This window comes from Tsuneonella litorea, assembly GCF_025154015.1.
In the GTDB taxonomy this organism is placed as follows: domain Bacteria; phylum Pseudomonadota; class Alphaproteobacteria; order Sphingomonadales; family Sphingomonadaceae; genus Tsuneonella; species Tsuneonella litorea.
The window spans coordinates 216,258-234,406 of record NZ_JAOAMV010000001.1 but is presented as its reverse complement, the minus strand read 5'-3'; the positions used below and the strand labels follow the sequence as shown (position 1 = coordinate 234,406).

Genomic DNA, 18,149 nt, shown 5'->3' with positions numbered 1-18,149 from the left:
CACGGTTGCGTCGGGCCCTTAGCTCAGTCGGTAGAGCAACTGACTTTTAATCAGTAGGTCGCTGGTTCGAACCCAGCAGGGCTCACCACGCAGTCACACCGAATTCCCGGATTCATCGGCCGCCGGAGAACTGCGCCAAGAACTCCCGGAATTCCGCCATTCTTGCGGGCTCGTTCCGCCAGGTTTGTGGGATAGAGACACTCTGGCACGCGCCGGAGCCGGCAAATCGTCCGAGATTCTCCGAGTTCGAAATCGCGTCCTAAAACGTGATTTGCGGTCAGTCGGCTGCGAAGCCGAGCATGGCGCGCTGCTCGGACCATTCCATCGGCAGCGATCCCAGCCGCGCGAGCTTACGCGCGGTTAGTGACTTGGGTTGGCGTCCATCGGCTATGGCGCGAACAATGTCCGGCGCGAGATAGGCCAGCCGCGCAGTCCGCTCGAGATGCCTGTGCTGAGTGACAGGCATGGAGGCCAACTCGTCAGCCGTCATCGCGAGTAGCTGGTCGCGCGATGCGAACCCGCGAGCCGCCAGTTCGACCAGACGGTGATCGGGAGGGGCGGCGCCATTGCTGGGCGGTTCAAGTCGGAGGCGCTGTTCGTGTCCGAACCAATCGGTGGTTGCCGGCACCGCCAGATGGATGCGGCTATCAACCTCGCTCTCAATTTCTGCCAGCGCGAGCAGGGATCTCGAGCTTATGGTCGCCATGAGGCAATCGCGGCTGACCACCACCCGCAGATCGAGCTGGCCGAGCAGCAAGCGGATCTCGGCGATGGTCATCGTCCGAAGTCGTTCGGCGAGGTCTGCGCAGTGATCGAGCAAGGCGAACAGCTGGGCCGGGTCGAGCAACTGATGTTGGCGATGCAGAACCTGCGAATTCGAGAGCAGCGCGGATAATGCCGTGCGAACGCCTGCATCAAGCTCGCCTGCTGGCAGCCGCAATGACTGCTCTCGCGAACCGTCGCCACGGTTTGAAGCGTAGTAGCTGTAGCGTCGGCCGTGGTTGCGGGTGTGGTAGGGCGACATCGGCCGATCGTGCTCGTCGCAAATCATTCCGGCTAGCAAACTGACTCGGCGCTGCGCCTTGGCGGAAGTCCGCGGGTTAGTTCGTTCGGCGAGCTTGGCCTGCACCGCGTCGAACAACTCGGCATCGACGATCGCGTCGTGCTGCCCCTCGTAAGCCTTGCCCTTATGCATTGTCAGCCCGAGGTAGAGGCGATTGGAGAGCAGGTGGTAGAGCGCTCCCCGCTTGAAAGGCACTCCGCCGCGGAACGTGCCGTCGCGTCCTTTCACTTTCTTGCTAACAATGCCGTCGCGCTCGAGTTCATCGAGCAGCTCGAAGATGTTCTGCGATTTCAGGTAGCGCCGCATGATATTGCGGACAGTCTCAGCCTCTTGAGACACCACAACCAGCCTGCGGTCCTCAACTCGGTACCCGAGCGCCACGGGACCGCCCATCCACATGCCCTTCGCCTTCGAGGCAGCGACCTTGTCGCGGATGCGCTCTGAGATGACCTCGCGCTCGAACTGCGCAAACGAGAGGAGCACGTTGAGGGTCAGCCTGCCCATCGAACTGGTGGTGTTGAACGCCTGCGTGACGCTGACAAAGGAGGCGCCCATCTCATCAAGCACCTCAACTATCTTGGCAAAGTCGGCGAGGCTGCGGGTCAACCGATCGACCTTGTAGACGACGACCACGTCGACCTTGCCGCTGCGAACATCGGCGAGCAGCTGCTGGAGTCCAGGACGGTCCATGTTGCCCCCTGTGAACCCGCCGTCGTCGTAGAGGTCCGGCAGCAAGGACCACCCTTCATGTCGCTGGGACAGAATGTAGGCAGCACAGGCTTCACGCTGTGCATCGAGGCTATTGAACGCTTTCTCGAGCCCCTCCTCAGTGCTCTTGCGCGTGTAAATGGCGCAGCGCAGGCGCTTGGGAGACTCGCTAGCCATCGCGCCGCACTGCCAGTTTGCCGAGCCGCGGGCTGTGCAGGCCAAAGAAGCGCGGCCCCGACCACTGCGTACCGGTGATGAGCCGGGCGATCTCGGACAGCGAGCGATAGCGCACTCCCCTGTACTCGTAGCTGCCTTCGAGCACGACGACCTGGTGGACTTCGCCGTGCCAGGTACGCGATAGCCATGTGCCGGGCTTGACCGGACCGGCTGCTGCGCCGTCGCGAACACGATCATCCTTGCTGTTGAGCTGAGCAAGACGGCGCAGCTCGGCCTTGGTCAGACCGCCGCCCAGTGCCTTGACCTGGACATCATGCGCAAGGGCGCGGGCCAGCAGGCCCGCGCCGAAAGCCGGAGGTGCGGCTGTGCCCATGCGGCGATGCCACTCCGCCTTGCGCTCGGCAGAGGGCATCGCTGCAATGGCCGCGACGCGCTGTTCGATGGTCATGCGTCGATGGTTCCGGCGGGTTGGCGTTCGTCAGCAGCGCCGAGCTCACGCTTATCGGTCACCCGGTACGTGCGCACACCGTCAACCTTGATGCTGGTGATCTCAAAGCCCTTCTTCTTGAGGCCCGTCAGCGCTGCCCGAGTGGTGTGCGGCAGCCACCCGGTCGCCTCGACAAGCTGATCCAGCGTTGCGCCTTCACTTCGCGTGAGTAGGCCCAGGATCGCAGCCGTCTTCGTCGGCGGCTTGGCATCGCTCGCTGATGGCAAGGCGGAAGCATGGTTGGCGTGATCGGCCGTCCCCGCTGATGCCGCCACTGGGGTGATCTTCGGCTGAGGCTCCCGCGCCATCCGGCGTGGCTTTTTCTTAGGCGTGTTGTTGGCAGTCTTTGTCATGGATGGTGCTCCTGTCGGACCAGCGGCCATCGCTGCTCCCACCACCCAGAGCCCTGCCGATCGAGCCGATCAGGGCTGCTGCCGCCAATGAGGCTGGCAGCGATTCACATGAAGACCAATGCTTGCTTGGAGCACGAAGTCGAATGGATTTCGCTTTGATCAGTCCCAGCCAGAGGCCGCCCGATGAAGAACCCTCGCAGCTTGCGCCAGCGAACGGAGACTATCGGAGAGTTGCACGACGCGTTCGATCCGCGCTTCCTGAACCAGAGGATCGTCGGATCTGGCGAGCGCAAGATCAGGGGCGGCGTCTTCCATGAGCCTTCCGGCCTCAAGCAGGAGGTGCTGCACCAGATCGGGAGTATCGCTGCGTTCTCGCCTCGCCATATCAGCGACACATGCTCGAATGTGGCTAGCAGTCCAGCCGCAGCTTTCGCATAATCAGCGGATGGATTCGCTCGCCTTCCAGCTTTCGGGCCATTCGTGCGTCGCCGCGCGAGGTCTATTGAACATCTCGCGGGAAGAGCTGGCTAGTCTCGCCGGGATCAGCCTCTCGTCTCTGCGGAGGTTGGAGCAGGGAGAAAAGGTCAGTGACTATGTGATTGATCGTGTTCTGAAAGCGCTTCGAGCAGAGGGGATCCACTTTATTGGCAGCGGCACTGCTCCGGAGCTGGTGAGCAAGACACTCTCCGCTTGAGCACCTCTGAAGCGTCCGAAAGGCGCCCTATAATCGGTCATTCCGGCCAGAACGGTGAATGCCCGAAAGCAGCCGTCCGCTCAGAAAATCCCTATCGGCTGCTTCGCACCCCATAAGCGGTCATGTAACTGCGCCAACATTAACCCTAATAGCCGCCGCCATGAGTTGAAAAACCGCTTGTGAGCCGCGTCGCAATTCACGCGAGTAATTGCTCTGAATTAGCCATTTACTCGCCGTCGAACTCGATGTTGCGCAGCGCGACGGTCCGGTCGGCCCGGCGCCGCTCCATCGCCAACTGGTTGTCCGCCGACCTGATGAAGCGCGCGGCGAAGTCGCGCACGGCCTCGTTCTCGTCGGCTTCCCACTCGGCGACGAGGGCCTTGCGCGCCTCCTGCGCCTCGACGGAGCCGTATTCGCCGACGAGCACGCCGCTCGAGTCGATGACGATGTCGACGATGTTCAGCAGCTCGTCGTCCGTGGGCAGGAAACCGACGATCGCGCGCAGCAGCGGATGCAGGAACTTCTCGCCCTCGTAGGCCCTCAGCACCGAGAGTACGAAGTCGATGCCCTCCCGACCCTGCTCGAGCTGGCCGTAGAGCAGCGGATAGAGCGGATGCTCCAAGTTGGGGAAGAGCTCGGCGATCAGCCGGCCGCCGTGGAACTGCGAGAAAGCCGGATTGGCGTCGAACCACGCCCGCGCTGCCGCCACGATCTCGCCCGGGGCCGCCGCGAGCGGCGCGCGCAGGTAGTGGAGGCCGTGCGGCAGGTCTTCGTAGCGGATGTCCCCGTTCTTGCTGTCGTGCTGGAAGCGCCGGCCGATCAGATCGATGACTGCATGGACGTGCTCCGCCGCGATGACGGCGAGCATCGCCTCGCCGTCGCTGCCCAGGCGCGGCATGTCGGTCATCAGCGCGAGCAGCGGGTCGAGCTGCTCGGCGGAGAGTCCCTTGAGCAGCTCGACCTGGTCCCAGTTGAACATGCCGCCGGTCCAGCTGAACACGCCGCGTGACGCCAGCGACCGCGCGGCCGGCAGGTAGATCTCGTCGAACAGGCCCTGCGGATGCTTCGCCGACTGCCGGGCGGCGGCGATGGCGGCGTTGTGCAGGATCGCGTCGTCCGCCGCGGCCAGCCCCTTAGCGGTGATGGTGGCCAGCAGGTCGAACCGGAACGCCTCGGCGAACTGCAGGTAGTAGGCGATCGAGGACAGGTGCCGGTCCTCGCCGATCCAGCCCTCTAGCAGGCGGTCTATGTCCGGGCCGCGGCCGGCTTCCCAGAGTCCGTGGAGCATGCCTGGCAGCCATGCCGCGAGGCGGTCGCTGAGCCGGGGCAACCACGACAGCAAGATGTCGGGCTGGGTCGTCGCGAGCCGCTTGATGAAATCCTGGAGTCCAATGAACGTCGCCCCATCGCTGCTGCGCGTCTCGACGAAGCGCTCGAGCCGCGCGAGCCACTCGTCCGACGTGTCGGCCGTGACTTCCGCGATCAGCGCTTCGATGCCGGCGAACCGCTCTTCCTTCCTCGCCTCGTAGTCGAAGCCCGGCTTCGCCCACATGCTCGTGGTCACGCTGTCGTAGCCGACGAGCAGCCGGTAGCGGGCCAGTTCGGGATCGGCGTCTAGCGCGGCACGGACGTCGGCGAACGCCTCGAGCAGCCGCCCCTGCGCTGCCACCAGCGCGGCGTTACCAGCCATGGCGGGCGGCAGCGCGTGGTAGGCGTAGTATCGCTGGTGGACGGCGACTTCGAGATGCCGCCTTGCCTCGAGCCCGAGCCCGGGGATCACCCCGGCGAAGAACCCCATGACCCGTGCGAGGTCGTCCATGATGACCTCGCCGAGCTGATCGGTGTAGCCGGCGTTGTTCGGCGTGCTGCCCGCGGCGAGCATGGCGTGCCGCACGTTGCCCTTCGCCCCGTCGTCGGCGAGGAGCCCGTGCAGGCGCTCGAGCTGTCCCAGCGCATCGCGGCGAATCTGCTTCAGCTCGTCGGTGACGACGACCGATCCGTTGTGAAGCAGCATCGCGTCGGCCTTCCAGCTGGTGCCGGTCACCGTGCTCGAGAGGGTCTCCTTCAGCATGATGGTGGCGCTAGCGGCGGCTTCGACCAGGGAGGCATCCTCCATCCCGGCGATCCTGTCGACGATCACCCGCTGGATTCCCGGCCCGACCCTCTTCCAGGCATGGAGGTCATACTGGGCGAACCGCCGGGCGAGATCGTCGATCGGCTTGCGCTCGTCGTCCGTGGCGGCGGCGCTTCGCATGGCGATCACGGCGTCGAACATCCGCTCCGGCGCCGCGTAGAGCAGATAACCGCTTTCCAGGATCCGGCAGATCTTGACGATGACCGCATGCGCCCTGGTGCCGGGATATTCGCGGTTAAAGTACCTGAGTGGCACCTCGGGCATCCCGGGCGCGCGCATCGCCGCGTCGGACATCGTGTCGATGATGTCGGGCGCGGCGGCGACGTACTCATCGAAGTGGGGCAGCACGAAGTTCGAGTAGCGCTCGACCGTCTCCTCGAGGCTGTTGCGGTCGTCGCAGCCGCGGATCGCCGCGAGGGCGTCGCCGTCGAACATTTCCTTGCCGTCGCGCAGTTGGGCATAGTCGCTGGCGATCTTGTCGAAGGCGTAGCCCGCCGGCTGGAGGTGTTCCTGCATCACCTTGCGCAGACGCTTACGCATCGCCTCGATCTTCGCGACCCCGAACCCCACGTCGGTCATCGGCTTGTAGATGGTGTCGTGCGCCATCTCGGCCCAAGCGTGGTCGAGGATCGTTTGGATCTGGATCTCGCAGCGCAGTCCGGCGAACCGGCGGTATTCGGGGAGCGCGCAGCGAGCCTCGCTCAGCGTCACCACCCAGTTCTCCGATATGAAGAATTCGGCGCCCTCCTCCTTGCTCTCGGGGTAGTGCATCTTGGAGCGATCGTAGTCGACGTCGAAGTTGTCGCGCAGGATGCCGCTATTCCGGAACCGCTCGACGTCGCCGTTGGTGTAGAGGATCACGCGGCAGCCCGCGACGTCCTTGGCGAGGTCGCCGATCGGCGTGTCGGCCTTCGCCCCGGCCCTGGCGAGCTTCGCCTCGAGCGACGCTGGTTCCTTCGCGCGGCACTGGATGTTCTGCAGGCAAAGGTCGCGTTGCTCGGCGATCGCGGCCTCGAGGATGTCCGACACCGCCTCGGCGAAGTCGGCATATAGCGCCATCCCACCGGTCTGATATTCGTCGAAGGTCATTCCGCGCTCCCGGCCCGCATCCAGATCGGCAAAACGAGGCATATCGAATGTCCGTTTCGCACAATAGCTCGTCTAGAACCTGCCGTTCGGCAAACGGCCGAGAAGCGGTCCAAATCCGATGTGTGACGAGGTTGGAGGTGGCCCTGCCTCTGCGCTAACAGGGCCTGCCAGGTCGTCCTCTTCCTATTTTAGCGTCCCGAAGGGCGCCTGGCGTTGCTTGCACCCTAGAGCGATGATGTGTGGGGACAAGGCCGAACCGTGAAGCATCTCTATGATGCGCTCTTCTTTGAGGGAACCTTCGGGCAGACCTGCGACTTCATACCTTGATCGCGTCACCAGTCTGAGGAGCCAAGATGCCCCAGCCAATGGCCCGCAAGCCATCCATCGCCGATCTTCTTACGGAAGACGAATACGATGTGCTGACCTGCCTCGTCGCGGGCGAGTCCCAGCAGACGATCGCTTTCCGCCTCGGAAAGGGGGAGGCTCACGCGCTGGCCGTGCGGGCGTCGCTGATGAAGAAACTCGGGGCGAGTTGCACCGCCGACGCGGTGCGCGAAGGGATCTACGCCGGCCTGTGACGCTGCGAAGAAATGGCCCCGCGGGTTCGGCGCGCAGTCGACCTCTGAAAAAAAGGGGCCCCGCCGACGAGATTGAAGGCGGGGCCTCCTAGGAGAGGGTCCGAATCGCTTCAGCCCTTCGGGTCGCTGGTTCCCATTAGCGCCAATCGCACGCCGGGATTGTACCAGAACGACAGCTTGCGTTTTCAGCCGGTTACAAGAAATGAGCCCGGCAACGCTCGATGGTGGCCGGGCCCAAACAGGCGTTTCCAGACATTAGAAGGCTTCTTGTTCACCGCGTAACGCGTCAGGCCTTGCGGTGGGAGGTAGTTATGACATGCGAGTGTTGCGGGTCGGTAAATCCGCTTCGGGAGCGTTTGACCCGGCTAGAACCCGCTCATCGGCAGGAAGGCGAGCGCGAAGAGCAAGAGCAGAACAAACGGCAATAGCATCATGAGGGCCCATTCCGCGCGGATGGGCACCAGCTCGACCTTCGGCTCCTCGGTCTCGTAAGCCGCAGCAGTCGGCCGCTCATTGGGCGGCGATGACAGGACCGCAGCGCTGACGGCACCCTTGCTCACTGGTCGCTCAAACTCTGCACCGCATTGATCCCCGGAGAGCCAGACGACCCGCGCGGACACCTGTCCCGTAAGCGGAAGGTCGACGAGGATCACTTCGCCCACCTGAGGCAAGGAACGGCATTGCAGGCGAAGGCCGGTTTCTGACAGGTCGAGGAGGATCGCGCGCGGCCCCCGCGCCGGTGGAACGTTCCGTGCTGGCAGGTAAACGGTCCGCCGTGACGCACCGCGACGCTCGCTGTCCTCCGCAGCTTCGGAGATGTAGGCAATCCTGGGGAGCACGCGCGACCTCCGTTTTCGAGGTTAATCGCGCAGTTTGCTTGATGAAGAGATAAGCCCGCGTGCGTATATCTACGCCATGCTACTGGCCGGCGGCCGTTGGGACAGCAAGTCAGCTAGAATGAGAGCCGCTGAAAGACTGCGGAGAGTGGCAAGAGACCGAGGATCAGTCCGGCGCTCGGCAATCGCTTCGGCAATAAGAGCCTGACCTCAGCGAGGAACTCTACTTTGTTTCAGCGCGCTTTTCGCCGCTGCCCTTGCGCCGACCGCGCTTCTGGTTGGGCTTGCGACCGAGGCCGATCTTCAGGGCGAGATCGCGGCGGGTTGCTGCATAGTCGGGCGCGACCATGGGATAGTCGGCACTAAGGCCCCAGCGCTGGCGATATTCGTCGGGGGTCATCCCGTGTTCGGTCATCAGGTGGCGCTTGAGCATCTTCATCTTCTTGCCGTCCTCGAGGCAGACGAGATGGTCCTTCTTCACCGAAGAGCGGATCGAGACGGCCGGGGGCGGCAACTCTTCCTCTTTTTCGGCGGCGCTACCGAGGCTTGCGAGTGCATCGTGAACAGACCGAACCAGTCGCGGCACGTCATCTATGGCGATGGTATTGTTGGCGACGTGCGCGGAGACGATGTCCGCGGTGAGCGTGATAAGCATTTCGGCCACATCGGTGTCGAGTTCGTTTGCCAAATCGATAATCTCTTTTCTTTTCTGAAGGAGTTGAGGTCAGTATCTATGCGCGAGAAAGCCGAGATTTTCAATTACACTCGCTAACCATTCGTAACGGGCCAACGTGGCAGTCCGTGTCTTCGTCTCCTTTAGCATCTTGTTAACCAATTTCCTTCAAATCCTCGTAATCCGGGACACGAGGGGAAAGAGGATGCGCGTACTGCTGATCGAGGACGAGCCGACAACGGCACGCGCGATCGAGATTATGCTCACGATCGAAGGCTTCAACGTCTACTCGACCGATCTCGGCGAGGAGGGCTGTGATCTCGGCAAGCTCTACGATTACGACATCATCCTGCTCGATCTGAACCTGCCCGACATGCACGGACATGACGTTCTCAAAAAGTTACGTGTCGCGAAGGTGCAGACGCCGGTGCTGATCCTTTCGGGGTTGGCGGACATGGACTGGAAGATCCGCAGCTTCGGTTTCGGTGCCGACGACTACGTGACCAAGCCGTTCCACCGCGAGGAACTGGTGGCGCGGATCCATGCGGTCGTCCGCCGCTCCAAGGGCCATTCGCAATCGGTCATCCGCACCGGCAAGCTGGCGGTGAACCTCGACGCCAAGACCGTCGAGGTCGATGGCGCTCGGGTCCACCTAACCGGCAAGGAATACGCTATTATCGAGCTCCTCAGCCTCCGGAAGGGGACCACCATCACAAAGGACATGTTCCTCAACCACCTCTACGGCGGGATGGACGAGCCCGAACTGAAGATCATCGACGTGTTTATCTGCAAGCTACGTAAGAAGCTCAGCCACGCATGTGGCGGCGACAATTACATCCAGACGATCTGGGGCCGCGGATATGTGCTCACGGATGGCGAGTCGGTCGCAGAGGCCGCCTAACCTCGAGCGAAGGGGCTAAGCGAGCACGATTTCCCGCGCCACGTAAGCCCACAATCTGTCGGGCTGTCATCGTGCATTCGAGAGTCAGGAAACGGGCACAAAAACAGCGTTTGCTCCCGGTTGCGAAGCCTGGCTCCGAAATGGGCAACTGCCTTTTCCGTGATGCGGCCACTCCCTAAAGGCGGCTCAAAGCGTTAGGGGAGCCAGAAGCTGCCAACGCCTCAGTAAGCTTGCCCTTTTGCTATCCGGTGTCCGCCACCTGCTGGAGCGTCATGCGTATGCCGGCCGACCCGTGGCGTCGAGGATCACCTGGATTGTATCCATTGGTTGATCCCACATCGGGAAATGTCCGCTCTGCGCGAACCAGTGCATTTTTGCCTTTGGAAATGCATTCATCGCTCGGCTCGCTTGCGCAGGAAGACACAGTCGATCCTTGCGGCCCCAGCCGATGACGACGGGCGCACCATTGGCCGCAGGGCCTTCCTGCATTGGACTGGTAGCAAGGTCCTTCACCAGCGAGTCGAAGGTAGACGTACCAGCGAACGACCGCAGTTCGTTCAAAACCAAAGAGGGATGCAGCGCCCAAGGCTTTGCAGAAAGCTGAAGCATGAGCGCGGTCCGGCCGGCGATATTCTTGGTGATGGCAGGAAGCACTGGTTGCATCGCCCGCACGACTGCAATCGACGCCGTTATGGTGGTCCTGAAGAACGTGCGTTCCCAGCCTTGCCAGAACCCGCCCGGATCGAGCACGACGACCGCCCCGGCGCGACCGCGCCGTGCCATCTCGAGCACGAGGCGAGCGCCCATCGAGCTGCCAACCATATCGATCCCTTCGAGATCCTCCTTGGCCAACCAATCCTCAACGCTGCGTGCCAAGCCATCGAACGTGCCGCTATCGGCCTCTGCAGGGGTTTGTCCGTGGCCGGGCAGGTCGAGTGCAATCACGTCCCGCTCTTTGGCGAGAGAGGTAAAAACCGTGTCCCAGGAGCGGTGGCTTCCCCCCAAGCCATGGATGAGCAGAAGGGGTTTCCCGCGGCCTGAGCGCGTGTGGTGCATGGTCATATGAGGAGAACGTCTCGCAGCGACATATGGCTGCCCGGCCTGCGAATGCCCGCTTCCTCGGTTTGATCACCAGAACCGGACGGTCTTCTACCGGCCCAAGCCGCGACATTCGCGCGGAGTTCGTCGGCTGACAAATGCCTGGAAAGCCTCTAGCCCTACTCGCGACTGAGGGGGTGTGCTTGAGCCAGCATCTGATCAACGAGTATCGCGCCGAGCTCGACCGACTTAGGGCGGCTTCGGGTAGCCGGCGCGAAAGCGTGCTGCGGGAGGCGTTCAAGGACCTGCTAAAGCGCTGGGGTCGCGCACAAGATCTGCAATTCATTGCCGAACACGACATTTTGACGAAGCAGATGACGCGCATCTACGTCGATGGCGCGCTGCTCCACGGCCTGCGCGTGCCGTTTGGATACTGGGAAGCGAAGGACGAGAGCGACGATCTCGACAAGGAGATCGAAGCCAAGTTCCGCAAGGGGTACCCGAAAGACAACATCGTCTTCACCGACGATGCCACCGCTATCCTGTGGCAGGACGGGGCGGAAGTCCTGCGCGCCAAGATGCAGGCGGACGACGACAGCCTGCTCAATTTGCTGACTGTATTCTTCGCGCACGAGCGGAAGGAAGTCGCTGACTTCAACAAAGCGGTGAAGCAGTTCGCCGCCGACTTGCCCCATGTCCTCGCAGCGCTGCGCGAACGAATCGCGGAGAAGAACGCCCAGTCACGCGAATTCGCTGCCGCCGCGCAGGCCTTTCTCAAGCACGCGCGCGATGCGATCAACCCGGCGGTCAGCGAAGACGACGTGCGGGAAATGCTGATCCAGCACATCCTGACCGAAGACATCTTCGCCAAGGTCTTCGACAACCCCGACTTCCACCAGCAGAACAACGTTGCTGCCGAGTTGAAGAAGCTAGAAGACGTCCTGTTCAAACGGGGCGAGAAATCCACTCTGCTACGTGCCTTGGCGCCCTATTATGCCGGCATCGCCAGCACAGCCGCGCTGATCCAGAGCCACAGCGAGAAGCAGGGCTTCCTGAAGGCGCTCTACGAGGACTTCTACAAGGCCTACAACCGCAAGGCAGCGGACCGGCTCGGTGTGGTCTATACCCCGGGCGAGATTGTGCGCTTCATGATCCGCAGCGCCGACTGGTTGTGCGAAAAGCACTTCGGCAAGAACCTGATCGACCGGGGAGTGGAGATCCTCGACCCGGCGACCGGCACCGGGACCTTCATCGTCGAATTGCTCGAGCACTTCCGCGGCAACCACGACAAGCTGCGGCACAAGTACAAGGAGGAACTGCATGCCAATGAGGTGGCGATCCTGCCGTACTACGTCGCCAATCTGAACATCGAGGCGACCTACCAGGCGATCACCGGGCAGTTCGCCGAGTTCGAGAACCTGTGCCTTGTGGACACGCTCGACAATGTCGACGCCCTGGGGATTCATTCGGGGCACCAGTTCGACCTGCTTGGAAGCCTGAGCGACGAGAATATCGAGCGGATCAAACGGCAGAACCGGCGCAAGATCAGCGTGATCATCGGCAACCCGCCCTACAACGCCAACCAGCAAAACGAGAATGACGACAACAAGAATCGTGCCTACGGACACATCGATAAGCGCATCAAGAACACGTATATCAAAGAGTCCAATGCTAAGAAGCCCAAAGCCTATGACATGTATGCGAGATTTTATCGCTGGGCTGCAGATCGTTTGTCTGACGAAGGTATTGTTGCATTCATTACGAACCGTAGTTTTTTGTGGGCGAAAACATACGACGGTTTTCGAAAACTTGCACTGCGGGACTTCGCCGAGATTTGGGTCTGCGATCTAGGTGGCGATTGGAAGCAGAAAGGAGATGGCGGCGGCGCAAACGTCTTCGGCATATCAACGGGCGTCGCGATTTGCTTCCTGGTGAAAAAGAAGAAATCTAGTGCGGACCGAATCCACTACGGTTCCCAATCTCACACGCTTGCTCTCGAGGACAAGCTTTCAGCAATCGCTCACGGTAACCTTGGCGATGTATCAGCCACAGAGGTCAGACCAGACAATTTGGGGTACTGGATCGACCCCGGTCACCCGGACTTCGGTCAACATATTCCGATGATAAGTGAGAAAACAAAGAAGGCGAAGGGCCCGAGGGGCATCGACGCAATCTTTCGGGAGTTCACCAACGGCATCAACACTGCCCGAGATTCGTGGGTTTATGGGATTAAGGACGCCGACGTCAGTTCAAAAATCTCCTTTTTCGGTAGCATCTACAATGCCCATAGGGACGGGAAAAAGTTCGACACCTCCATAAAGTGGTCGCGCAATCTTAAAAAGAGAAGAAAATCCGGCGTTCGCGACAGCTTCAGCGGGAAGGAATTTTCGGCAATTATATACTTTACTTAGCAGGGGTGATCGGGCATACGGTTCCTAGAAGGAACGCCGCCATGATTACCGATATCTGCAACCCCATCTTCCACGACGAAGCCAAGGCCACCGCGCACATCGAAGCGCAGCGTTGGAACGGCGAGCCGGTATGCCCTCACTGTGGTTCGCTTGCTGTCCGCAAGATGGGCGGCAAGACCCAGGCCGGTATGTTCCTCTGCAATGACTGCCGTGACAAGTTCACCGTTCGCACTGGCACCGTCATGGAGCGTTCGCACATTCCGCTCCACAAGTGGCTGCTCGCGACCCACATCATGGCCGCTTCCAAGAAGGGCATGAGCGCCTCGCAGATGGCCCGTATGCTCGGTGTCACCTACAAGTCGGCGTGGTTCCTCTGCCACCGTATCCGTGAGGCTATGGACGGTGCGGCCCCCACCGGCCCGATGGGCGGCAAGAGCGGCGTTGTCGAAGCCGATGAAACCTATGTCGGCGGCAAGGCCAAGAACCGCGCCACTCGCAAGCCCGCCAAGAAGAAAGCCGTTGTCGCCCTTGTCGAGCGCGAGGGCATTGCCCGTTCGTTCCATGTCGCCAACGTCAACGCTGGCAACGTCCGCTCGCTTATCGTCGTCAATGTGGACCGCTCGGCCCACCTGATGACGGACGAAAGCCCCGTTTACACCGCCGTTGGCCGCGAGATGCACAAGCACTACACGGTGAACCACAGCGCCGCCGAGTATGTCACCTACGGCGGCTTCAAGCACAGCAACACCGCCGAGAACTTCTTCTCGATCTTCAAGCGCGGCGTGATCGGCACCTATCACCACATGAGCGAGGCGCACCTTGGCCGCTACTGCGCCGAGTTCGATCTGCGCTACAACACCCGCGAACTTACCGATGCGGAGCGCGCCAATGAAATCCTGCGCGGTGGCATCGGACGCCGCCTCACCTATCGGCGGACTGATAGACTCGCCGCCTAAGCTGGCAGAGATACCTCGTCACATTGGCCAGCGCCGCAAGCGCTGGACACGGTAAGACTCGACTCTGGCGCAGTCGGTTCTAGTCTTTCCGCACTTGTTGAGGGGATTTCGAAATGGTCGATCTTCTTACCATCGAAGGTGAGTGCAATAAGTGCGGTAGCACCGCCTTCTCGGTGCCCGACGACGCACCCGACGACGCTTGGATTACTTGCGACGGATGCGGGCAACCCCTCATCACTTGGGGCGATTACAAATCCGGCGCTGTGGAGCTTGCGAAGGCGGAACTCGTCAAGCGGTTCAGCAAGGTCAAGGGCTTCAAGCCGGGATAGGTCGATCAGGGTTCGCTCGATACGCATTTCCGGCTCCATCGGGAGGATGTGGCATGGCAGACTTGTATTGGTTGACGTTCCGGCTCGAGAAAAACGGCTCTTGGCAGCGCCGCTATGACGCGCTCAAATCGACGATTTCCGACTGCACAACGGGAGGGAAATGGTGGGTCGAACCCACCTCGTTCATCCTGTTTCGCTCCGAGGTTGCCATTGGCGACATTGCAGCACTGATATCGGACGCCATAGATACGAATACTGACGTCGCCTTGCTGGCGATGACTGACTACAAATCAGCGCGCGTTATCGGCACAGTGCGGGACGCCGACCTTTTCAGCCTTTGGCCCGACGCGAAGCGGGCTTAGCCCCCTTCTTGAGCTTCTCGTGCGGCTTGTGCGGCGTTGCCAGCATCCGCTTTAGCGCGGCCTCGGCCCGCGCTTTGGTTTCCTCATCGGAATAGGTTTCAGGATCGGACTTGGCCATGGAAGAGCCTCTTTACGAAAACGACTATGCCGCCTTCTGTGTAGCATACACCCGCGCCATTGTGGCCTGGAACAACGCCGAAGAGGCGGCGAGGGAAATCCTCACATCACTTTCAGCCGGGGGCGTCGGCTCAACCATAGCGATCTATCAGCTTGGCAACGCGTCTCTCGTAGATGCCATCCGCACCGTCTGTCAGTTCATAAAGAGCATTGAAAACGATCTCGCGCATGAGCGCGCCGATCATGTGGAGCACTTTGCCGAGGGCTTAGATCGCTTGCGATCGTATCGAAACTTCTACGTCCATCAAACGCGCGGCGTCGGGAAAGATGCCGACCATGGCGACTATCGGGCGATACTCTTCGGTCTCGATGTGAAAGGTGGCTATTCCTACATCAAACATGAGCTGACGATGGCGGACCTAGCCGCGTTCACCCGGCACTGCTTCGCGCTAGAACAGTATGGTCAAGCGATAGCGCGCGTAGTCACTCGCAATGCTCTGGCGCGCTACGCGCAACCAGAGGCGAAACCGCTAGCATCGCTTCAAAAACCGACTTGGCCTGATAGGCTAAAGAGGTCTCGTGAGAGTCTGCTAAAGCCTCTGCGCCCCTCTGAACCATCAGGGGGGTAATCTCTATCTCAGCAAGTGCCGGCCTGTCGGTATCCATGTAGCGAATCTCTCGGCGCTAAGTAAAGTATATAATTGCCGAATTTTCGACCGTAAATTATAGGCCTTTTGCTGAACGAAGAATTTATAGGTCAGCGCTCCTGATTGACGAGCCTGCGTCTAATTTTCAATTTTTTCCGAAAAGGCAAGCAAATCGAGCAATAACCTTTCCAGATACATCATCGCGAGCGGACTGGACGCCGTTCGCGAGCGATCTGCCCATCGACTTTCATTTCGGCTCAACATCAGATGGACATAAGGCGGTCCCGCGGATGGTCTTTCCTGGCGACGAGGCAACCGATAACGTTACTGACTGGGGGCTCAACAAGTTCACCGCTGAGTACGGAAAGAAGGGCGTCACCAAGGATGCGATCTTTGCCTACTGCTATGCCGTGCTTCACGACCCGGTCTATCGCGAGAAGTATGCGCTGAACCTCAAGCGCGAGTTCCCGCGCATCCCATTCTATCCCGACTTCGCGCAGTGGGCCGCGTGGGGCGAGGCGCTGATGGCGCTGCACATCGGCTACGAGGAAGTGGCACCGTGGCCGGTCGAGCGGATCGACACGCCCGATCCCAAGCGCGCAGAAGGCTCGCATCCCAAGCCGGTGCTCAAGTCGCATCCCGACAAGGGGCTGGTGGTGGTCGATGCCGACACGCAGATCACCGGCATCCCGCGCGAGGCGTGGAATTATCGCCTCGGCAACCGCAGTGCAATCGACTGGGTGCTCGACCAGCACAAGGAGAAGACCCCTCGCGATGCGACCATCCGCGAGAAGTTCAACACCTACCGTTTCGCGGATTACAAAGAGAGCATGATCGAGCTACTCGCCAAGGTAGTGCGGGTGAGCGTAGATACCGTGGCGATCACTGAGGCCATGCGAGCCTCCGAGCGACCGCAATCAGAGGCGGCGGCTTAACATAAAATCAGTTGCGATCCTAACCGTGCGCGGGACGGCGGCGCCTCGAGACGCGTCCCCCATCCGCGCAATCCTAACGCTCGAGGCGTGAATACCGGTCAAGAGACTGCCATTTTGCGTCTCGCTTTTAGTCCTGGCTCAATATCCGGTCGCAGGACCGACCAACCGTCGAGGTCCAAAGATGCAAGTCCTTCGTAAGGCCCCAACTAGCACCGGCTCCAGCGAACTATCTAGATCGACGGTCGATTACGGGTCTCGGCCCTGGCGACCGGTCTGCAAACCGAAGCGTCAGATGAAATGATGGTGGCCGCCTTCGGACCTGACGATCACCCTGTATATCGAGATTGTGCGGAAATTTCGTTTGTCAATGCGACGGCCACAGGCGCCGGCTTCGGAAGCTTGAGAAATATGGCAAGGAGCCCTGCAGTGCCCACCGCAAGCATGCTTCCAATGAGTGCGGAATCGTAGTTTCCGAATGCGTCGCGAGACAGTCCCACCAAGAATGGACTAAGGCCGTATCCGAGCACGAAAATGCTGTACTGCCACCCATAGATCGCGCCGTAGGCCCGCGTTCCGAAGTGGCGCGAGCAAAGATAGGCGATCAGATCAACTTCTGCCCCTGCCGCAAGCCCGAGCATCATGACGGACAGCGGGGCCAGCGTAAGACCGAAGCTGTAAAGCAACATGGCCCCCGCGGCCGCCATCAGCAATGTCGCCGTGGTCACAAATTGCGCCGGATAGCGATCCAGGAGCATCCCCACCGCGATCCGGCCTGCTACGCTGGCGAGGCCCAAGAGAGACGCAATCTGAGCGGCACGTAAAGTCTCCGCCCCCAAGTCAGTGAACAGCGGAACGAAATGAACTACCAGACCGCCAACGCCGAGTGACATTGCGATCGCCATTATCGATAGAATCCAGAACCGGAGCGTCCTGACTGCTACCGCAAATTCGACCCCTTGCTCGGCCGATCGATCTGCTGCGCGATGTACCGCGTCCTGATTGCGGAACCCAAGCCAAATGAGCGGTGCGGCAAGGCAAGCCAAGGCCCCTAAGGCGGACATCGCGGTACGCCAGTCGCGGATTTCGATGATGTAGGCGACGTACTGCGGGATCCAGAAACCCGCAACTCCGGCGCCTGTCATCGCAATGCCCATCGCCAGCCCCCGCCTCGCGTCGAAAGCAGAGGTTATCGGTCTAATCATGATGATAGCGGTCGACGGCACCCCAATTATCGCGAGGACCACATACCCGATCCAGAGATGTGTTACGTCGCTCAGAACGTAGGGAAACAGCGCGAACAACAGCCCGTAGGTCAGTAGGCTCGACGCCCCAACGCGCGCTGCGCCGTAGCGGTCGCCGAGCCTTCCGCCAAAAGTCCCGCAGACGAACATCGCAAGCGTCGCGAACGTGAGCGACAACGACATGTCCCCCCGGCTCCAGCCGAACTCGGCCTCCCACGCGGGCATGAGGGTGCCCATGCTATAGAACAGTCCTGAAAGCATGCCCACCGAGAGACCAAGAGCCGCAGCCCCCAGAAGGCGGAGATTTCGGCGCATCTCGGGATGGATCGTCAGACTCATCGAGCTCTCTTCATCGTTCGCGTACGGAATCCCAGGACACCGTCTTGCCAATCCCTACCAATCGCTGATCGACCTGCGCCC

19 protein-coding genes and 1 tRNA gene are annotated in these 18,149 nt (G+C 61.0%); 11 read left to right on the top strand and 9 right to left on the bottom strand.

What is annotated here, in order from left to right:
- Nucleotides 1-12 precede the first annotated feature (12 nt).
- Nucleotides 13-88: transfer RNA gene (locus N0B51_RS00990), tRNA-Lys, on the top strand.
- 189 nt (nucleotides 89-277) lie between these two features.
- Here the strand turns inward: N0B51_RS00990 and N0B51_RS00985 are convergent.
- From N0B51_RS00985 to N0B51_RS00975, 3 genes are read right to left on the bottom strand one after another with little or no spacing between them, the layout of a single operon-like run.
- Nucleotides 278-1,948 (bottom strand): recombinase family protein, encoded by a 1,671-nt coding sequence (locus tag N0B51_RS00985; RefSeq protein WP_259960324.1) that lies wholly within the window; start codon nucleotides 1,946-1,948, stop codon nucleotides 278-280.
- Complete coding sequence (locus N0B51_RS00980; RefSeq protein ID WP_259960323.1) at nucleotides 1,941-2,396, bottom strand: DUF2924 domain-containing protein; 456 nt, start codon at nucleotides 2,394-2,396, stop codon at nucleotides 1,941-1,943. The genes N0B51_RS00985 and N0B51_RS00980 overlap by 8 nt, the downstream gene beginning before the upstream one ends.
- A complete protein-coding gene (locus tag N0B51_RS00975) occupies nucleotides 2,393-2,788 on the bottom strand; it encodes a DUF3489 domain-containing protein (RefSeq protein WP_259960322.1) in 396 nt (131 codons plus the stop codon). Before N0B51_RS00975 ends, N0B51_RS00980 begins: the two co-directional genes overlap by 4 nt.
- A gap of 183 nt (nucleotides 2,789-2,971) precedes the next feature.
- Here N0B51_RS00975 and N0B51_RS00970 point away from each other — a divergent pair, with 183 nt between their 5' ends.
- Together N0B51_RS00970 and N0B51_RS00965 are read left to right on the top strand one after the other, a co-directional pair.
- The gene (locus tag N0B51_RS00970; protein ID WP_259960321.1) at nucleotides 2,972-3,226 is read left to right on the top strand and encodes a hypothetical protein; all 255 of its coding nucleotides are present in this window, start codon (nucleotides 2,972-2,974) and stop codon (nucleotides 3,224-3,226) included.
- A 7-nt stretch (nucleotides 3,227-3,233) separates the two neighbouring features.
- Complete coding sequence (locus N0B51_RS00965; RefSeq protein WP_259960320.1) at nucleotides 3,234-3,482, top strand: helix-turn-helix domain-containing protein; 249 nt, start codon at nucleotides 3,234-3,236, stop codon at nucleotides 3,480-3,482.
- A gap of 226 nt (nucleotides 3,483-3,708) precedes the next feature.
- On the opposite strand, the gene N0B51_RS00960 is transcribed toward N0B51_RS00965, so the two are convergent.
- On the bottom strand, nucleotides 3,709-6,705 hold the full coding sequence (locus N0B51_RS00960) for a RelA/SpoT domain-containing protein (protein ID WP_259960319.1): 2,997 nt from the start codon (nucleotides 6,703-6,705) through the stop codon (nucleotides 3,709-3,711).
- Nucleotides 6,706-7,070: 365 nt separating this feature from the next.
- On the opposite strand from N0B51_RS00960, the gene N0B51_RS00955 reads away from it, so the two are divergent.
- A complete protein-coding gene (locus N0B51_RS00955) occupies nucleotides 7,071-7,283 on the top strand; it encodes a LuxR C-terminal-related transcriptional regulator (protein ID WP_259960318.1) in 213 nt (70 codons plus the stop codon).
- A gap of 365 nt (nucleotides 7,284-7,648) precedes the next feature.
- Here the strand turns inward: N0B51_RS00955 and N0B51_RS00950 are convergent, their stop codons facing one another.
- Entirely contained in the window at nucleotides 7,649-8,122 is a 474-nt protein-coding gene (locus N0B51_RS00950; protein ID WP_259960317.1) for a PilZ domain-containing protein, read from the bottom strand.
- 220 nt (nucleotides 8,123-8,342) lie between these two features.
- Nucleotides 8,343-8,774 (bottom strand): Ros/MucR family transcriptional regulator, encoded by a 432-nt coding sequence (locus tag N0B51_RS00945; protein ID WP_259960781.1) that lies wholly within the window; start codon nucleotides 8,772-8,774, stop codon nucleotides 8,343-8,345.
- Nucleotides 8,775-8,997: 223 nt separating this feature from the next.
- On the opposite strand from N0B51_RS00945, the gene ctrA reads away from it, so the two are divergent.
- Nucleotides 8,998-9,693 (top strand): response regulator transcription factor CtrA, encoded by a 696-nt coding sequence (gene ctrA / locus N0B51_RS00940; protein WP_259960316.1) that lies wholly within the window; start codon nucleotides 8,998-9,000, stop codon nucleotides 9,691-9,693.
- A 270-nt stretch (nucleotides 9,694-9,963) separates the two neighbouring features.
- On the opposite strand, the gene N0B51_RS00935 is transcribed toward ctrA, so the two are convergent.
- Nucleotides 9,964-10,749 (bottom strand): alpha/beta fold hydrolase, encoded by a 786-nt coding sequence (locus N0B51_RS00935; RefSeq protein ID WP_259960780.1) that lies wholly within the window; start codon nucleotides 10,747-10,749, stop codon nucleotides 9,964-9,966.
- Between the two features lie 185 nt (nucleotides 10,750-10,934).
- Between N0B51_RS00935 and N0B51_RS00930 the strand changes: the two genes are divergently transcribed.
- The 4 genes from N0B51_RS00930 (at nucleotide 10,935) to N0B51_RS00915 (ending at nucleotide 14,789) form a co-directional block, all read left to right on the top strand.
- Nucleotides 10,935-13,142: an Eco57I restriction-modification methylase domain-containing protein gene (locus tag N0B51_RS00930; RefSeq protein ID WP_259960315.1), complete on the top strand. Its 2,208-nt coding sequence runs from the start codon at nucleotides 10,935-10,937 to the stop codon at nucleotides 13,140-13,142.
- A gap of 41 nt (nucleotides 13,143-13,183) precedes the next feature.
- The gene (locus N0B51_RS00925; RefSeq protein ID WP_259960314.1) at nucleotides 13,184-14,098 is read left to right on the top strand and encodes an IS1595 family transposase; all 915 of its coding nucleotides are present in this window, start codon (nucleotides 13,184-13,186) and stop codon (nucleotides 14,096-14,098) included.
- Nucleotides 14,099-14,211: 113 nt separating this feature from the next.
- Nucleotides 14,212-14,427, top strand: a complete 216-nt coding sequence (locus N0B51_RS00920) for an ECs_2282 family putative zinc-binding protein (protein ID WP_259960313.1) — start codon at nucleotides 14,212-14,214, stop codon at nucleotides 14,425-14,427.
- A gap of 53 nt (nucleotides 14,428-14,480) precedes the next feature.
- The gene (locus tag N0B51_RS00915; RefSeq protein WP_259960312.1) at nucleotides 14,481-14,789 is read left to right on the top strand and encodes a hypothetical protein; all 309 of its coding nucleotides are present in this window, start codon (nucleotides 14,481-14,483) and stop codon (nucleotides 14,787-14,789) included.
- Here the strand turns inward: N0B51_RS00915 and N0B51_RS00910 are convergent.
- Nucleotides 14,758-14,907 (bottom strand): hypothetical protein, encoded by a 150-nt coding sequence (locus N0B51_RS00910; RefSeq protein ID WP_259960311.1) that lies wholly within the window; start codon nucleotides 14,905-14,907, stop codon nucleotides 14,758-14,760. The two genes, N0B51_RS00915 and N0B51_RS00910, sit on opposite strands and share 32 nt — an antisense overlap.
- Between N0B51_RS00910 and N0B51_RS00905 the strand changes: the two genes are divergently transcribed.
- Both N0B51_RS00905 and N0B51_RS00900 read left to right on the top strand, forming a co-directional pair.
- A complete protein-coding gene (locus tag N0B51_RS00905) occupies nucleotides 14,900-15,535 on the top strand; it encodes a hypothetical protein (RefSeq protein ID WP_259960310.1) in 636 nt (211 codons plus the stop codon). The two genes, N0B51_RS00910 and N0B51_RS00905, sit on opposite strands and share 8 nt — an antisense overlap.
- Nucleotides 15,536-15,603: 68 nt before the next feature.
- Nucleotides 15,604-16,488, top strand: a complete 885-nt coding sequence (locus tag N0B51_RS00900) for a type ISP restriction/modification enzyme (RefSeq protein WP_311201821.1) — start codon at nucleotides 15,604-15,606, stop codon at nucleotides 16,486-16,488.
- Between the two features lie 326 nt (nucleotides 16,489-16,814).
- Here N0B51_RS00900 and N0B51_RS00895 read toward each other — a convergent pair whose 3' ends face one another.
- Nucleotides 16,815-18,068, bottom strand: a complete 1,254-nt coding sequence (locus N0B51_RS00895) for an MFS transporter (RefSeq protein WP_259960309.1) — start codon at nucleotides 18,066-18,068, stop codon at nucleotides 16,815-16,817.
- Nucleotides 18,069-18,149 lie beyond the last annotated feature (81 nt).

What these genes read in the sequence shown, in the direction of transcription:
- N0B51_RS00970 (WP_259960321.1), top strand. Translation starts at nt 2,972, where the DNA reads ATGAAGAACCCTCGCAGCTTGCGCCAGCGAACGGAGACTATCGGAGAG.
- N0B51_RS00920 (WP_259960313.1), top strand. Translation starts at nt 14,212, where the DNA reads ATGGTCGATCTTCTTACCATCGAAGGTGAGTGCAATAAGTGCGGTAGC.
- N0B51_RS00975 (WP_259960322.1), bottom strand. Translation starts at nt 2,788, where the DNA reads ATGACAAAGACTGCCAACAACACGCCTAAGAAAAAGCCACGCCGGATG.
- N0B51_RS00895 (WP_259960309.1), bottom strand. Translation starts at nt 18,068, where the DNA reads ATGAGTCTGACGATCCATCCCGAGATGCGCCGAAATCTCCGCCTTCTG.
- N0B51_RS00915 (WP_259960312.1), top strand. Translation starts at nt 14,481, where the DNA reads ATGGCAGACTTGTATTGGTTGACGTTCCGGCTCGAGAAAAACGGCTCT.
- N0B51_RS00960 (WP_259960319.1), bottom strand. Translation starts at nt 6,705, where the DNA reads ATGACCTTCGACGAATATCAGACCGGTGGGATGGCGCTATATGCCGAC.
- N0B51_RS00925 (WP_259960314.1), top strand. Translation starts at nt 13,184, where the DNA reads ATGATTACCGATATCTGCAACCCCATCTTCCACGACGAAGCCAAGGCC.
- N0B51_RS00945 (WP_259960781.1), bottom strand. Translation starts at nt 8,774, where the DNA reads ATGCTTATCACGCTCACCGCGGACATCGTCTCCGCGCACGTCGCCAAC.
- N0B51_RS00955 (WP_259960318.1), top strand. Translation starts at nt 7,071, where the DNA reads ATGGCCCGCAAGCCATCCATCGCCGATCTTCTTACGGAAGACGAATAC.
- N0B51_RS00935 (WP_259960780.1), bottom strand. Translation starts at nt 10,749, where the DNA reads ATGCACCACACGCGCTCAGGCCGCGGGAAACCCCTTCTGCTCATCCAT.
- N0B51_RS00985 (WP_259960324.1), bottom strand. Translation starts at nt 1,948, where the DNA reads ATGGCTAGCGAGTCTCCCAAGCGCCTGCGCTGCGCCATTTACACGCGC.
- N0B51_RS00910 (WP_259960311.1), bottom strand. Translation starts at nt 14,907, where the DNA reads ATGGCCAAGTCCGATCCTGAAACCTATTCCGATGAGGAAACCAAAGCG.
- ctrA (WP_259960316.1), top strand. Translation starts at nt 8,998, where the DNA reads ATGCGCGTACTGCTGATCGAGGACGAGCCGACAACGGCACGCGCGATC.
- N0B51_RS00965 (WP_259960320.1), top strand. Translation starts at nt 3,234, where the DNA reads ATGGATTCGCTCGCCTTCCAGCTTTCGGGCCATTCGTGCGTCGCCGCG.
- N0B51_RS00980 (WP_259960323.1), bottom strand. Translation starts at nt 2,396, where the DNA reads ATGACCATCGAACAGCGCGTCGCGGCCATTGCAGCGATGCCCTCTGCC.